Origin of the sequence: Saccharothrix sp. HUAS TT1 (genome assembly GCF_040744945.1) — a bacterium.
In the GTDB taxonomy this organism is placed as follows: Bacteria; Actinomycetota; Actinomycetes; order Mycobacteriales; family Pseudonocardiaceae; genus Actinosynnema.
Genome location: NZ_CP160453.1, coordinates 4,910,351 through 4,926,035, shown reverse-complemented (window position 1 = coordinate 4,926,035; position 15,685 = coordinate 4,910,351). Strand labels below are relative to the sequence as shown.

Annotated in this window: 10 protein-coding genes and 2 pseudogenes; 8 read left to right on the top strand and 4 right to left on the bottom strand. The window is 72.6% G+C overall.

Translation table 11 applies throughout. The features are described 5' to 3' along the window. Window positions 1-136: 136 nt before the first annotated feature. From AB0F89_RS22930 to AB0F89_RS22915, 4 genes and pseudogenes are all read left to right on the top strand, one after another. Window positions 137-670 (top strand): hypothetical protein, encoded by a 534-nt coding sequence (locus AB0F89_RS22930; protein WP_367127601.1) that lies wholly within the window; start codon window positions 137-139, stop codon window positions 668-670. A gap of 282 nt (window positions 671-952) precedes the next feature. Then, entirely contained in the window at window positions 953-4,906 is a 3,954-nt protein-coding gene (locus tag AB0F89_RS22925) for a Dyp-type peroxidase (RefSeq protein ID WP_367127600.1), read from the top strand. A gap of 20 nt (window positions 4,907-4,926) precedes the next feature. Then, window positions 4,927-5,340 (top strand): annotated as a pseudogene (locus AB0F89_RS22920) (FAD-binding protein); the annotation flags it as partial. Window positions 5,341-5,647: 307 nt separating this feature from the next. After that, window positions 5,648-8,914: a CHAT domain-containing protein gene (locus AB0F89_RS22915; protein WP_367127599.1), complete on the top strand. Its 3,267-nt coding sequence runs from the start codon at window positions 5,648-5,650 to the stop codon at window positions 8,912-8,914. Between the two features lie 10 nt (window positions 8,915-8,924). Here the strand turns inward: AB0F89_RS22915 and AB0F89_RS22910 are convergent. The 3 genes and pseudogenes from AB0F89_RS22910 to AB0F89_RS22900 form a co-directional block, all read right to left on the bottom strand. After that, window positions 8,925-10,337: pseudogene (locus AB0F89_RS22910) on the bottom strand (CATRA conflict system CASPASE/TPR repeat-associated protein); the annotation flags it as partial. Window positions 10,338-10,347: 10 nt separating this feature from the next. Beyond that, entirely contained in the window at window positions 10,348-10,677 is a 330-nt protein-coding gene (locus AB0F89_RS22905) for a CATRA system-associated protein (RefSeq protein WP_367127598.1), read from the bottom strand. 386 nt (window positions 10,678-11,063) lie between these two features. Further along, on the bottom strand, window positions 11,064-11,261 hold the full coding sequence (locus AB0F89_RS22900; protein WP_367127597.1) for a hypothetical protein: 198 nt from the start codon (window positions 11,259-11,261) through the stop codon (window positions 11,064-11,066). Between the two features lie 338 nt (window positions 11,262-11,599). Here AB0F89_RS22900 and AB0F89_RS22895 point away from each other — a divergent pair, with 338 nt between their 5' ends. The 4 genes from AB0F89_RS22895 to AB0F89_RS22880 all read left to right on the top strand — a co-directional run bounded on the left by AB0F89_RS22895 (window position 11,600) and on the right by AB0F89_RS22880 (window position 14,316). Further along, window positions 11,600-12,442: a hypothetical protein gene (locus tag AB0F89_RS22895; protein WP_367127596.1), complete on the top strand. Its 843-nt coding sequence runs from the start codon at window positions 11,600-11,602 to the stop codon at window positions 12,440-12,442. A gap of 110 nt (window positions 12,443-12,552) precedes the next feature. Further along, the gene (locus tag AB0F89_RS22890) at window positions 12,553-13,086 is read left to right on the top strand and encodes a YbaB/EbfC family nucleoid-associated protein (RefSeq protein ID WP_367127595.1); all 534 of its coding nucleotides are present in this window, start codon (window positions 12,553-12,555) and stop codon (window positions 13,084-13,086) included. A gap of 13 nt (window positions 13,087-13,099) precedes the next feature. Next, the gene (locus AB0F89_RS22885) at window positions 13,100-13,453 is read left to right on the top strand and encodes a type VII secretion target (protein ID WP_367127594.1); all 354 of its coding nucleotides are present in this window, start codon (window positions 13,100-13,102) and stop codon (window positions 13,451-13,453) included. Beyond that, a complete protein-coding gene (locus AB0F89_RS22880) occupies window positions 13,453-14,316 on the top strand; it encodes a hypothetical protein (RefSeq protein ID WP_367127593.1) in 864 nt (287 codons plus the stop codon). Before AB0F89_RS22885 ends, AB0F89_RS22880 begins: the two co-directional genes overlap by 1 nt. Window positions 14,317-14,325: 9 nt before the next feature. On the opposite strand, the gene AB0F89_RS22875 is transcribed toward AB0F89_RS22880, so the two are convergent. Continuing rightward, window positions 14,326-15,615, bottom strand: a complete 1,290-nt coding sequence (locus tag AB0F89_RS22875) for a cellulose binding domain-containing protein (protein WP_367127592.1) — start codon at window positions 15,613-15,615, stop codon at window positions 14,326-14,328. Between the last annotated feature and the right edge of the window lie 70 nt (window positions 15,616-15,685).

Here is a 15,685-nt window from a genome sequence, read left to right as displayed (position 1 = left end):
TCATCCGACCCCGGGCCGGCGGGGTCGAGCGACCCGCCCGTCCCGCGTAACAGATCTTTTCGGTGCGCGATAGAACAATGCCGACGCCATCGAATCCGCATTTCTGCGGAAATGTGTTCGGAAAGGGGAATCTCGCATGTCCCGAGTCGCCTCCGCCCTCGCCGCGTTGCTGGTGCTCGTCGCGCTCGTCACGCCCGGCACGGCCACCGCCGCCGGTCTCGACCTCACGTGCACCCCGCCCAGCAGCGCGAGCCTGCTGTTCGACCCGCCCGCGACCAACTCCCCGCAGACCGTGGGGCTCACGGTGTCCCGGCAGTACGGCCCGTGCGTCTCGGCCACGCACCCGGACATCACCTCGGGCCACTCGACCGCCACCGGCACCTCCTCGGGCGCGACCTGCCTGAGCCTGCTCGGCGCGAACGCGATCACCATCCCGATCACCTGGAACACCGGTCAGACGTCCGTCCTGTCCGGGAACAACGTGTCGAGCCTGAGCGGCGTGGCCCTGACCGTCGTCACCACCGGCACGGTCACGTCGGGCGTGTTCGCGGGAGCGACGTTCGTGCACACCATCGTCTACCCCAGCCAGAACATCCTGCTGTGCAACCTGGGCCTCGGCGCCCTGTCCGCCCTGTACGGCCAGGTGGTCCTGGAGATCGTCACCCCGTGAGCCGGCGCCGAAGGTGGTGCGGCCGCCGGCTCCAAGACCTCCAACGGGCCATCCAAGACCAAGGCGGCCGCACCCGCAGGTGCATTCGCGACACCCGAAGAGCGAACGTCGAGCACGCCCCGTAGCCACTGCGGCCACGTCGAGTCCTCCGCATTCCCCTATGGTGCCAAGAGATTCCCCTGTCGAGTCATGCGCGTTGTGGCAGGCGCACGCGGCAGGCCGCCCCTGCGAGCATCGACCGGTGGTCGACGCGGTGTCGATCCGGGCACTGGAGGAAGACCCTTGACGCTGCAGGAGTCGCACACCGGGACACCGACCGACCCGGACGCCCCGGAGGTGCCGGACCTGTTCGCCGCCGCCGACGGTCCTGTCGGGCACGACGTGTGGGAACACGTGCAGCGTGGCCTGATCTACCCGTCCCCGTACGCGGTGTTCGCGACCTTCTGGCGCGCCGCGGACGACCTGGCGCCCACGCTGGCCCAGGTGTCCGAGATCCTGGCGAGGTTGCGGGAGGAGATCCACGCGAACTTCGGCAGCTCCAACACCACCGTCGTCACCGGGGTCGGGTTCCGCCTGTGGCAGGAGTGGTGCCGTGAAGAGGGGGTGGAGCCGCCCAGGGGGATGCGGATGCGCTTCCCCTCCGGCGAGCGGGGAGCGGACGCGGGGTTCGCCCCGTCGAAGGTGTTCGAGCGCTCGAACGGCACCTTCGTGGACTCCGGCGGGGACCTGTGGTTCCACATCAAGTCCGACGAGGAGGGGCACTGCCCCGCGGTGTTCGAACTGCTCAGCGGGGAACTGGCCCGCACCGGCCGCGTCGATACCTCCAGGACCGCGCACCAGCAGGCCGCCACCAAGTCGGTGCGCGACGACAAGCGGGGCGGCAAGGTCGTGGGCTGCCGCTTCTCCGAGAACCTGAACAACCCGACCAGCCCGGTCAGCTTCCAGAAGCACACCCTGGTCGGCTTGGACGACCCCGGGTACCTCGGCGCGTCGTTCGTGCTGGCGCAGCGCTTCACCATCAACTGGTCGAACCTGCTGAACATGAACCCCGACCAGATCGAGGACCTGGTCGGGCGCACCGCGGACGACATCATCATCCCGTCCCGCGACGACCGCAGCCACCTCAGCCGCTCGCGCGCGCAGGACGAGGCGGGCGACACCACCCCGCTGCTGCGGCTGAGCCTGCCCTACGGCAGCTCGGCCGCCCTCGACGACGAGGACATGCTGGCCAAGGGCGCCAGCCGCCGTGACGAGCGGGGCATCTACTTCGCCGGTTTCGCCAACTCGGTCGCGACGCTGGAGAAGATCATGGACCAGCAGATCGGGCGGACCGACGGGTTCATGGCCGACCGGCTGCTGTCCAACGTGCGGTCGGACCTCGGCGGGTTCTACTTCATCCCGAGCCAGCTCAACCTGCGGCTGGACCCCACGCCGGTGCCGGACCTGACGCGGTCGTGGGAGGCGTTCCCGGGCGTGGACTGGGAGAGGTTGGACCGGCACTTCGACCGGCGCTCGACCAACGGCTACATGTACTACAACCACCACGACTACCTGCACCGCATGTCCACGCTCCCCGCCGACCAGCGGGAGCACTGCCGGCCGCCCTCGGGCCGGGTGCTGCGGCTGCTGGAGAGCACGTTCTCCCGGTGGCAGGACGGCTGGTACTTCGACCGCGCCCAGCAGGAGCTGGAGCACCTGTCGGCCTACGTCGAGCGGTACGCCGGGGTCGAGCAGGCCCGGAGGGTGATGGCCCTGCCGGTGGTGGAGCGCATGGGCTGGACCATCAAGATCGGCCTGGGCCGGGTGTTCGCGAGCCACGACTACGGGTTCCGCGGCCGGCGGCACGAGAACGGCCGGACCGTCAACGGCGCCGACACCTACCACATCGACCCGGCCGAGCTGATCGTCGGCGGGATGCCCAACCTCGGTCTCGGCCAGGGCAAGCACGTCATCGACTACACCCGCGAGGACGAGCAGCTGCAGAACTTCTTCCGCGGCCTCAGCGCGGCCTCCGGCGTCGGGCACGTCGTCCCGGACCACCAGCGCCTGCTGGACAAGGGCCTGGACGGGCTGATCTCCGAGGTGACGGCCAAGCTCGACAGCACCGACGACGAGGGCAAGCGGCAGTTCTACCGCGCGGTCGTGCTGGCCCTGGAGGGCGTCAGCGACCACTGCCTGGCCTTCGCCGACCTGGCCGCCCAGCTCGCCCACGACACCCGGCCGTCCCAGCGGGCCGAGCTGGAGAACCTGCTGGCCATCCACGGCCGGATGCGCAAGCTGGCCCACCAGCCGCCCGACACGCTCCTCGAAGCCGCGCAGCTGATCTTCACCCTGCACTCCTGCCTGCACCTGGTGGGCGAGCCGACCGCCATCGGCCGCCTCGACCAGATGCTGGAGCCCTTCCGCGCCAACGACCGCGGGCTCGGGCTGATCACCGACGAGCAGGCGCAGGAGGTGATCGACTGCCTGTGGGTCAAGCTCGGCGAGAAGGTCCTGTGGAACCGGACGTTCGTCGAGGACCACCAGCCCTTCGGCAACATGGCCATGGGCGGCTTCAGCGGCAACTACCCGCAGGGCGGCGCCAACAACCAGTGGGTCCAGCAGGTCACCGTCGGCGGGACGCTGGCCGACGGCGCGCCCGGCGAGGGCACGCCCGCCTACAACGACACGACGATGCTCTGCCTGCTCGCGGCCCGCCGGTTGCCGCTCAACGCGCCCTGCCTGTCGCTGCGCGTGCGACCGGACATGCCCCGCGAGTACGCCGAGGAAGCCGCCCGCGCGCTGCTCAGCGGCGGCGCGCACCCCATCCTGCTCAACGACGCCAAGATCATCCCCGGGCTGGTGCGCAGCGGCGAGGGCATCGGCGACGGCGACGACCGCACCGAGTTCACGCCCGTGCGGGAGAAGGCCGGGGGGCTCTGGCGCAGCGAGGTGCCCCTGGACGTGGCCCGCGACTACGCCTGCGACGGGTGCTACGAACCCCAGTTCGTCGGCAAGAACTGGTTCACCCTCGGCCAGGTCAACATGCTGCACGTGCTGGAGGCCACCCTCAACCAGGGCAAGTCCTGGCTCACCGCCGGGCCGATGTACTTCCGGGGGCAGAAGGTGTCGTTCACCTCGCCCAAGCCCGCCGAGATCACCTCTTTCGAACAGCTGCTGGAGCTGTACTTCCAGCACGTGCGCTGGATGTACGCCAAGCAGGTCGACGGCCAGCTGGCGGCGTTCGGGCAGATGAGCGACGTGTGCCCGTCACCGCTGCTGTCCTGCTTCATCGACGATTGCATCGAGACCGGGCTGGACTACTACGCGGGCGGCGCCCGCTACAACGTGATCGCGCCCGGACTGATCGCCCTGCCGAACGCCATCAACTCGCTGCTGGCCATCAACCACCTGGTCTACGAACCCACCACCGCCGCCACCTCGCTGCCCGAGCTGGTCGAGGCGCTGATGTGCGACTGGGGCGAGTCGATGGCCGAGCCCTTCACCAACTCGACGGTGGGTGCCGGCCGCATCGCCGCCCACGCCGAGCGGTTCCGGGACCTTCGCAAGGCCGCGCTGAAGCTGCCCCGCTACGGCCGGGGCGACAAGGACGTCGACGACTTCGGCAACCGGTTCCTGCGCCGCGTCTCCGACACCGTCGTCTCCGTCCTCACCCGACCCGCTCCCCCCACCGCCCGCACGATGGTCGAGCTGGCCGAGCGCATCGGCACCCCGGAGCACCCCTTCGGCGTCCAGCTCCAGCCCGGCGTGGGCACCTTCGAGAACTACCTGGAGTTCGGCGCGGCCACCGGGGCCTCCCCCGAGGGGCGGCGGCGCGGTGAGACCCTGACCTCCGACCTCAGCCCCGTGCCCAGCCCGGCCGACCTGCCCGTCGACCACCAGGAGAAGGGCATCCTCGCCTCACTGCGCGGCTTCACCGGCGACGGCGCGGAGGCGTTGTGGGACGCCGCGCCCACCGACTTCAACATCCGCGAGGACTTCCCCCACGGCGCCCTGGTCGAGGTCGTCGAGGAGTTCGCCCGCGGCACCGGCTCCAACCTGCTGACCATCACCTGCGCCGACCCCGCCACCATGACCGCCGCGCGCCGCGACCCCGAGCAGTACGACCTGCTGCGCGTCCGCATGGGCGGCTGGAGCGAGTACTTCATCAGCATGTTCCCCGACCACCAGCACCAGCACCAGCGCCGCCCGATCAGCACCCCCGACGCACCGACGCCGCCGACCACGCCGGCCTGACGACCACCTGAGCGGAGCAGATGACCGTGCACGGGGTCGACAGGCATGACGTGCGCTACCCGGACCTGGTGCAGGGCAGCGACCTGCGCTGGGTCGGGACCCCGGACGAGGTGCACCTCCCCCGCGACGCCGGCGAGGTCGCGGCCTGCGTGCGGGGGCTGGTCGGCGAGGGGCGGCGCTTCACCGTGCGCAGCGGCGGCCACTGCTACGAGGACCACGTGTTCAACTCCTCGGTCCGCGCCGTGGTCGACCTCGGCCTGCTGCGCGCGGTGGAGCACGACCCGGTGACCGGTTGCGTCGCCGTCGGCCCCGGGCAGGGCCTGTGGGACGTCCACCTCGAGCTGCACCGCCGGTGGGGCGCCACCCTCCCCGGCGGGTCGTGCGCCACCGTCGGGGCGGGCGGGCACATCGTCGGCGGCGGGTACGGGCTGCTGTCGCGCCGCGAGGCAGGTGCTGCTGCACGACATCACCATCCCGTGGGACGAGGTCGGTCCGGCAGGCGTCGAGCCGGCCGCGGTGCTGCGCCGCTTCGGCCACTGGTGCGAGCACCGCTCCGCGCCCGCGCCACGCTCAAGGACTTCCTCGGCGCCGTCCTCACCGTCTCCTCGGCGGCCACCAAGCCCCGCGCCCTGGACCACTGGGCCGCCCGCCCGTGGCTCAACGCCACCCACGAACTGGGCCAGGGCACCTGGAACCGGCGCGCCGACTACAAGTCCGCCTACCGCGACGGACGGGTCTGGCATGCTCGACCCCGTGGCGGTGGACGGGCAGCAGCGCGAGGTGGAGGTCGACGAGCTGCTCCGCCACCTGGCCGGGCTGCGCTTCGCGTCCACCTGGATCGAGGTCAGGGACTACCTGCTGCAGCACCTCTGGCTGTTGAGCGAGGCGATGCGGGACTTCGCCGGGGCGATCCTCGCCGAACTCGAACGACGGGGCACCGCCGAACAAAGGCGAGCGATTCCGCTGATGCGGCACACGATGCTGCTCGTGGACCACGCCGCGGTGGTCTCCCTCCCCCACGAGGCGGACGCGTGGACCACGAACCTGCTCCGGCTGCTCGGCAACCACGACCGCACCGCGCTGACGGCGTTCCTGACCGACCACGCCGACCTGCACACCGGAGCCGGGCTGACCCGCAGCCTCACCACGATCGACTCGATCCTCCGGGACAACAACAAGGCCGTCGGCGGTCGCCTCCGCGACATCCGGCGGTTGCTCGTCCGCTGCGCCGAGGTCGGAGCGGCAGCGGCGGCGGCCGAGGTGGACTTCGAGGTGGCGTTCCCCCACTCGTCGTTCCCGCCCGCCTGCGTCGGACTGGTCGACTCGGCGTGGGCGCCCGGCACGAGCCGGCGCGACGCCCTCGTGGAGCTGTACCCGGGCGTCGCCGCCTCGACCCCGTTCCTGACCGCCGACCCCGACGGCCAGGCCGACACCCACTTCGCGATCGGCAACGCCCACCACGACCGCTACCAGCGGAACGCCCTGTTGGCGGACGTCGACCGAGCGGTGGAATGCTTCGAACGCGCCGCCGCGACCGGCCGGACGCGGAGCGTGGCCGTGCGCGCGCTGCTCAACCTGTCGGGAGTCCTCGACGACCGGTACTCGGGCTGGGGCGAACTCGCGGACCTGGAGCGCAGGATCGACATCTGCCGCTCCCTGGCCGACGAGCTCGACCCGGCTTCGCCGGAGTGGAGGGTGGCGGCGACCGGCCTGGGCACCGGGCTGAGGGATCGCGCCCAGCGCGGCGCCGACCCGAAAGACCTCTCGCAGGCGCGGGAAGTCCTCACGCTGGTGGTCGACGCCGCGGCGGACCACCCCGGCGAAACCGCCCGCGCCCGGCACAACCTCGGCCGGGCCATGAGCGACAGCTACGCGTTCACCGGCGTCCTGGCGTTCCTGCGGGCGGCGGTCGACCTCCACCGGCGCAGCGTCGCCGCCACCGGGCGGTCCGAGTCCCCGTGGCCGAGGAGGGTCAGCGCCCTCGGGAACGTCCTGCGGCAGCTCTGCGAGGCGACCAACGACGAGGAGGCCCTGGACGAGTCCGTCGACGTCCTCCAAGAGCTGATCGACTCCGAGCGCGGTTGGGCCACGACCCGCTACGGCGCGCGGAACAACCTCGCGCTGTCGTTGGCGCTCCGCGCCATCCTCCGCGACGAACCGGCCGACCTGGACGCGGCGATCGGCCACCTCGAACACCTGCTGGCGGAGGAACCGGACACGAGCCCGATCAAGCCGGGACACGTGGTCAGCCTCGCGACCTGCCTCCTGTCGCGCTACGAGGCGACCGGGGCGACCACCGACCTGGACCGCGCCGTCCGGCTGCACGAGTCCACGACCGACGAGTCCGCGGGGTTCGCCTGGTCCGGCCTGGTGCGCACCTCCAACCTGGCCCGCGCGCTCGCGGCCCGAGCCGACCGGACGGGATCAGACCCGGACCTGGCCCGCGCGAAGGAGGTCTACCGACGCGCCCGCGCGACCGCGCGCGGTGTGGGGGCCACCGAGGCGACGTGGCGGTGCGTCGACGCGTGGGCGCATTGGGCGGAACGGCGCGGGGACTGGCCGGAGGTGGTCGAGGCCTTTGAGCACGCCGGCTCGTTGCTGGACCAGTGGTACCGGGACCAGCACACCGCGGCGGAACGGCGCGCGGTGGTCGAGCAGATGCGCGACTACGCGGAGCGCATGGCCTACGCGTGCGGGATGGTGGGCGACGGCGTCGCGGCCGTGGCCGCGCTGGAGGAGTCGCGCTGCCTGTGGCTCGACGACGTGATGGACCGGGACTCGGCCGACCTCGCCCTCCTCTCGGACCTCGACCCCGCCCTGCACGGCGAGTGGCTGGCCGCGCGGGAGCGCTCGACCGAGCTGCAGGCCGTCCTGACCCGGTCCCCCGACTCCGTCACGGCCACCGCGTCGGCGCTGCTCGCCGTCCGGGCCGAGGTAGCGTCCCTGAGCGAGGAGGTCCGCCGATTACCCGGTCTCGCGAGCTTCCTCCGCAGGCCGGGCATCCGCGAAGTGCACGCCAAAGCGGCGGCCTCCCCGATCGTCTACCTGATCACCGCGCCCAGCGGTGGCTTCGCCTTCATAGCGCGCCCCGACGGCGTCCGCGCCCTGGCGCTGCCGGACCTCGACGCGGACTCGTTCCACCAGCACCTGCACGAGTACCTGACCGCCGAATCGGGACGGGTCGTCGACGCCCGCCGCCACGCGGACCGACTGGACTCGACCACCCGGTGGCTCTGGGACGTCGCGGTGTCACGACTCGCCGCGGCGCTGCCCGACGTCGAGGCCATCGTCCTCGTCCCGGTGGGAATCACCTCGCACATGCCGTGGCACGCGGCCTGGACCACCGGCGCGGACGGTGAGCGCGTCCACTGGTCGGACAGCTGCCTGATCACCTACGCGCCGACCGCGTCCGTCGTCGCGGCGGACCCGGTCGACACCGCGCCGGACGCGGTCCTGGCCGTCGGCGACCCCGAGGGCGCGCGATTGCCGTGGACCCTGCCGGAGCTGCGCGCGGCGACGACCCACCCCCGGTCCCTGCTCCTCACCGGAGCCGCGGCGACCCCGGCCGAGATCTTCCGCCTGATCCCCGACTACACCGCGCTCCACCTCGCCTGCCACGGCGTCCTGAACCTCTCGGTGCTCGCCGACAGCGCCATGCTGCTGAGCGGCGGGCACCGGCTGGCCGTCCGGGACCTCGCCCGCAAGCGGTTGGACCACCTCAGGCTCGCGATCCTGTCCGCGTGCGACTCGGCGTTCTCGGACTCGTGGGTCGACGAAGCGCTCGGCTTCCCCGCCATGCTGATGTCCTGCGGCGTCGCCGGGGTGATCGGCACCCTGTGGCCGGTCAACGACCGCAGCGCCGCGCTGCTGGTCGAACGCTTCTACGAGCACTGGCGATCGGGCCTCCCGCCCGCCGAGTCCCTGCGGAGGGCGCAGTGGTGGATGCGCACGACCCGCCGCCACTCCCACCCGTACCACTGGGCCGGTTTCGTCTACTACGGGCGCTGACCCGACGGGATCAGCGCCTGAACCTGGTCACCAGCGCGGCCGTCCCGCTCCCCAGCACCAGGCCGAGCCCGGCGGCGGCCCAGGTCCAGCCCCCGCCGACGGCGAACGCCGCCGCCACGACCCACCCCAGCGTCCCGCCCACCAGGCCGACCCCGGCGTGGACGAGGGCCAGCGACCAGCGCCGGTCCGGCACGACGATCCGCAGCACCACCACCGACACGAGGAGCGCCAACCCGCCCAGCACGGCGACGACGGCCGGTTTGACCGGCGTGGGCAGCGGCACGCTGTACTGGAGCGACTGGATCGCGGCCAGGCTCATCAGGATCGCCCCGACGAACCCCGTCAGCCCGAGGTTGATGCTCTCCTGGCGCTGCTGCCTGCCGCGCTGCACGAGCTGGTCCATCAACGCGCCCACCTGGGTGGCCCGCTGCAACACCGCTTCCAGGTAGGTCGCGTCGTCGTCGAGCTGGTGGGCGAACCACCGGGCCAGTTCGCGGTCGTCGGCGAACGGCCCGCCGAGCCCGTCGCCGGCGAGGGCCGCCAGGTTGGCGGTCGCGATGTCGACCGTGCGGCACATCTCGCGGAGCCGGGTCGCCTGGTCGATCAGACCCAGCTCCCGCGCCTGCAGGGAGGTCAGCTCACGCGCCGCCGCCACCAGGTCCGCCCGACCCGACCCGGCCTCGGGCCGCACCGCCGCCAGCAGCTCCCGGATGGTCGCGTCGGCCTCGCCGCGCAGGTCCCGGAAACCACGGGCGGCCTCCCAGACGCGCAGCTGGTAGCGCAACTTCGCCGCGTGCAGCAGGTACTTCGCCAGCGGCGGCAGCTCCAGCCCGGCCCCGATCCACGTCCACGCGCTCAACTCGGCGTCCCGGTCCTCCGCCGCCAGCACGACCAGCCGCCGTTCCAGCCGGGTGTCGGCCGACGCCGACGCCTCCCAGACCGCGAACCCCCCGGGCGCGGTGATCCCGCGCTCCCCCCAGGCGACCGGCGCGCCCGGAGCGGCGGGGACACCGGTCCGAACGGCCTCCGGCGACACCACCGGGTCCGCCGTGCGGCCCAGGAACAGCCGCGCCACACCGAGCAGCCCCGGCGACGGCTCGGGCGCCACCGCCGACCACCGGTCGTCCAGCACACCCCAGCCGACGCCCTCGGCGGGCTCCGGCTCCAGCACCACCGACAGGCAGAACACGTCGTGCTCGCGGCGCAGCACCGCCTGGTGCACCCCGCCACCCGGCCGCGACCGCGCCGCCAGCAGCCTCGCCGACCGACCGGCGCCACCGTCCCAGCCCGCTCCGGGGTCGAGGGCGATGCCCGCCACCGGTTCGGTCATGCCGAGCACGTTCCCGCACGCCTGCCACGTCTTCCGCAGCCACTCGACGTCCGCGGCGCGGTGCGGGCCGTCGGCGGCGACGAACAGGTGGACGACAAGGGCCTCAACGCGCGGTGGTGGTGTCCTCGGTGCCCTCGGGCCGCCGGTCGATCCGGTCGACGTCTTCCAACGCGTGGACCAGCTGGTTGATCCGCTCCCGGACCCGCTCCGGGACGGGGAGGTCCGACGCGCCCTCGACAGGAACGACGCGCACCGGGCCGGCCAGCTCCAGTTCACACAGCACCTCCCGGAAGGCGTCGGAGTCACCTCGCGCCAGCGCCGTCGCCAGGTCGTCCAGGGACCGGTGGACGGCGTGCCACCGGTCGCCGACCAGCCGCCAGCGCAGCACCTCTCCGAAAAGGCTCAGCGAATCCTCGCGGACGTCGTCCTCCACGACCGGAATCCTATAGCTGCCACCGATCCTTGTCCGGCGCTCCGCGCGAAGCCGACAGTCACCCGCGCCAGAGCTGACTTCGGTCATCACTGAAGCTATTGTGACCTTTGCCCCCCCGGACGCTCACCCTTCGTCCTCCTCCACTCCGAGCAGGCGACCTCGCAGATGTAGTCGCTGAGGTCCGCGAAGGACACGTTGGCGGGCAGGTCGGGGATGAACAGGTAGGGCGCTTCCGGCGCGAGCAGTTCCGTCCGGGGCGTGCCGCACGGGGTCGGGTCCATGCCGTGGGCGACCAGGCCCGGCACACCTCTCGCGTCACCGCGGGTGACGCCGCCGGTGACCGTGCCCGAGCACCGGCCGTCCCCGCCAACGCCAACGCCAACGCTTCAGGCGGACCGCGATGTGCTCGACAGCACCTCCGGCGGGTCCGCCCGGTGCGCGTGCAGCACGGAGGCGATGAAGGCCCAGGCGACGCCGACGACGGCGAGCGCCCGGCTGGACCAGACGACGGCGAGGAGCAGGTTCGCCGCGGCGCAGGTGACGTGCACGGCGAGGACGACGTGGACGAGGGAGGGACGTCTCAATGGTGGCTCCGGTGACGACGAGTTTGCCCGACATCGCCGACCGGACTTCCCGGCACACCGCGCGGTCGCCGGAGCGGTGACAGCGTTGTCCCCGATATCGACGGGTCAGGCCGATCCGTTACGCGAGGCGGCTCGTCGCACGGCCGTGTTCCGCTCGTCCCGTTTCGGCGGTTCGGGCGTCGTCGCCGCCGGCCGTCGGGCAACCTGACCCACATCCCCACCGGCGACCGCGGTGGGCCGCACGACGTGGACGGGAGTCCCATGCGCCTTCGACCAGCTCGCCGAACCGGACCGCGCCGGACCGACCGGCGGTCGACGCCGGACCGGGGAGCGTGACCGTGTTCCCGACCGCGATCCCGGGTGTGGCCGACCCCAGAGCGGCGGCCGCGCTGCAGCCGCGGTGGGTGCGGACGACCGGGCTGCTGCGCTGGTCGGCGGTGGTCCTGCCGTCGGCGGTGGTGGCCATCTGCGCGGTGTTCGCCGTGGTCGCCGGGGCGTGGTGGGCGGCGTTGCCGGCTCTGGCCGCCGCCGCGGTGGCACTGGGCGGGGTGCTGCGGTTGCGGTCGCGCGGGTTGGCCGAGCCGCCGTCGTGGCTGCCGACGGCATTCCTCGTCGCGGGCGGCCAGGTGCTGCTCGGCGTCATCCCCGGCTCCGGGTTGGCGTTCTCGGCCTCGGGCGGCGCGGCGGCGGTCGTCGGCGTGCTGTTCGTCGTGGCGTGGACGTGCGCCGCCGCGTCCTGCGTGACCGCCCAGCGGGCGAACCGGGCCCTGATGACGCCGGTGGTGCCGGAACTGGGCGCCACCGGCCTCACGCTGGCCGTCGCCGTGCGGTTCGCGCTCGCCAAGTCGGACCTGGCCTCGGCGCGGCTCGACGTCGGGACCGACCGGATCACCTGGTCGGCCCGGCTGCACCGGGGCCGGGGCGCGGGCCCGCGGGCCGAGCACTCCGTGCCCCTCGACCACCTGCGCGACGTGGTCCCGATCACGCTGCCGCCAAGCCCCTCGCCCCTGACGTGGCTCCAGCTCCCGGACGGCACGGTGCTCCACGCCCCACCCGGCCCGGCGGTGCTGCTGCGGACGGCCTCCGGCGAGTGGATGGTCCCGGTGCACGACGCCCTCCTGGTGCGGGACCTGATCACGGCCAGGATGAGCCGCCGGCTGCGCCGATCGGGTGGCGGATGAACCCGGATGGGCGGACGAAATCGACAAAAGGCCCACGAAGGCGTCGTCGAACGCACTAGCGTGCGGGCCGATCGCGTCCTCGCGCCACGACACGACCGGAAAGGGCTCCCGTGATCAACCCCGATCCCGCCAGAGCGGCGGAGGACTTGGACAAGTGGGCCGCCGGCCTGGAGCAGCGGGCGCAGCGGTACGTCGAGCTGCAGCAGCGGATGAACGCGACGACCGCCGGCGCGACCTCGCCCGACGGCTCGGCCCGGGTCACCGTGGACAGCAACGGCGTCCCCACCGACATCACGCTGACCGATCGCGCCCGCGGCGCCGAGCCGGGCGCCCTCTCGGCCCAGATCATGGCCGCGATGCGCAACGCGCAGGCCAGGCTGCGGCAACAGGTGCAGGAGCTCGTCGCGGCGACCGTGCCGGCGGACGACCAGCCCGCGCGCAACCTCGTCGCGCAGTACGAGCAGCGGTTCCCCGACGCGGTCGTGGAGCCGGGCGCGGGCCAGGAGGTGCACCGGGAGATGCGCATCGGCCAGGTCGAGGACGACGCGCCGCCACCACCGCCGCCACCTCCGGCGCCACCGCGGCGGTCGCCGGGCGACGACGGTCCCGACGACGGCTGGGAAGACCGGTCGTTCCTGCGCTGAGAGGGGAAGAACCATGGCAGACGGGTTCACCGTCGACTCCGGGGAGCTGGCCGCCCAGGCCGCCGCGCTGGACGGGCTCGCCTCGCGCGCGGACACGGCCTCGGCCGCCGGGCAGCACGTCACGAGCCTCGACGACGCCTACGGACTGCTGTGCCGGCCGTTCGCCGACTTGCTCGAGGAACCGCAGCAACGCGGCGTGGACACCCTCCAGGCCACCGCGGAGAACATGCGCCAGTTGGTGACGGACCTCGGTGAGACCGCGAAGGTCTACCGCGAGGCCGAGGAGAGGATCACAGCAGTGGTGCAGGCACTGGCCCGGTCGCTGGACGCCGTGTCGGCGGCGCCACGGGTCGGAGGGGGCAACTGATGGTCGACGTGGACGACACCAGCACCAACCCCCTGGTCGACCAGCGGTCCGACCTGCGGAACAACTACCTGCAGGACGCCAACCCGCTGGAGAACATGGGCGCGCCCGACGCCGAGCAGGGCACGGGCTTCATGACCGGCATCACCGCGTTCGAAGCGGGCTGGACCATCGCCCAGGGCGTCGACCAGAACGACCTGGGCCTGATCATCTCCGGCGTGGCGGCGGCGACCCTGGACGTGGTCAGCGCCGCCGTCGACCCGATCGCCTACGTCGCCGGGCAGCTGTTCTCCTGGATGCTGGAGCACGTCGAGCCCGCGCGGGCCGCGCTGCACGCGGTGACCGGCAACCCGGACATGGTCAAGGGCTACGCCCAGACGTGGACCAACATCGAGCAGGAGGTGCTGAAGCTCGGCGAGGAGTTCCAGCAGACCGCGCGCACCGGGGTGACCTCCTGGACCGGCGACGCCGCCGACGGCTACCTGCGCAAGGCGGACGCGATCGCCGGCATCGCCAAGGGCGCCGCGGGCGGTGCGCACGGCATCGCGGGCATCACCCTGGCGATGGCCGAGGTGGTCGGCGGCATCCGCGTGGCCATCCGGGACCTGCTGGCCACGCTGGCGGGCGCGCTGGTCAGCTGGGCGATCGAGCTGGCCTGCACCCTCGGCGCCGCGGCGCCGCTGGTCGTCGCGCAGGCCACCAGCAAGATCGCCCAGGTGGTGCGCATCGTGGCCAGTCTGCTCAAGGCCCTCGGCAAGGCGCTGTCCAGCGCGCTGACCTGGCTGGTGCAGCTGCGCGACCTATTCGACGCCTTCTGGCGCGCGCTCAACGAGCTGAAGAAGAGCCAGTCGAGCGCGCCCGCCTGAGCCCGACGATCACGGGCTGCCGCAGGAGAAGGAGGACGTGGGCGGTGCGCCGCCGCCGATGAAGCCGAACGTGGTGGAGGCGCGGGCGGCGAGCGCGCCGTTGTACGGGGCGTTGCGCACCGACGCGGTCGACCCGCTGACCGAGAGCGCGCCGTTCCAGACCTGGCTGACGGTCTGGCCGCCGGCCAGCGCCCACCGGGCGGTCCAGCCGCTGATCGCCGAGTCGCCCGCGGTCACCGTGACCTCGCCCTGGTAGCCGCCGGACCACGAGTTGGTGGTGCGGTAGGTCGCGCTGCACGCGCCGTCCGGCTGCGGGGTCGTGGTGGTGGTGGTGGTCGTCGTCGTGGTCGTAGTCGTCGTGGTGGTCGTGGTCGGGTCCGTCGGCACCGGCGAGGGCACGAGCGGGCACGTGCTCTGGTACGTCCTGATGCCGTTCCAGTTCGACAGCGGGCACAGGAACTGCGTGTAACGGGTGTCGCTGTCGACGAAGACCTTGAACCACGGGATGACGTTGCGCATCATCGTCGCGTTGTTCGAGGTGGGGAAGCCGTGACCGGCGCCGGCCAGCTCCAGGTACGCCTTCTCGACGGTGGACGGGATGCCGTTGTAGAGGTTCAGCACGCTCGCCGGGGTGATCGTGCCGTCGTTCTGCCCGGACAGGAGCATGGTCGGCACCCGGGTGGTCGTCAGGTTCTGCGAGAAGCTGGCCGGGGCCAACCCGATCGACGCCTTCAGCGAAGGCCGCTGGAGGGACGCGTTCGCCGCCCCGCCGCCACCCATGGAGTGCCCCATCACGGCCGTCCGCGCGGGGTCCACCCGGTCCCGCACCGCGCTGCGCTGGGTCAGGTAGTCCAACGCCGCCAGCAGCTGGGCGCCCCGCGCGGTGTCCCAGTCGTCGCGGTTGTTGGTGTCGATCCCGATGACGACGAACCCGAACGACGCCAGCCAGTGCCCCATCCAGGCGCCCTCGGCGGCCCACGTGGCCGTGTAGCCGGGCACGACCGCGATCGCGCCGAACCGGCCCTGGGTGGTGTCGGTGGGGTGGTAGACGACCCCGCCGCCGAAGCCGTTCCCGGCCGGCACGGAGACCTGCGCGGTGGCGAACGTGCCCCGGTTGGCGGACACGCTCGCCGGGGTCGGGTCCGGGCCGCGCTGGTAGGGGTTGTCCGCGGCGCCCAGCGCGGGGCGGCTCCCGCTCGCGATGGCGAACGACCCGAGCACGACCGCGGCCACGACGAGGGCAGCGCCGAACCTCGTCGGTCGCCCGGAGCGGAGGTGCCGGAACTTCCCGAGCAGCACTGGGAAAGCGCTTCCACGGTGTAACACGTGTGGTACCTCCGACCAGGAGAGGTGGACAGCCTCACGGCCC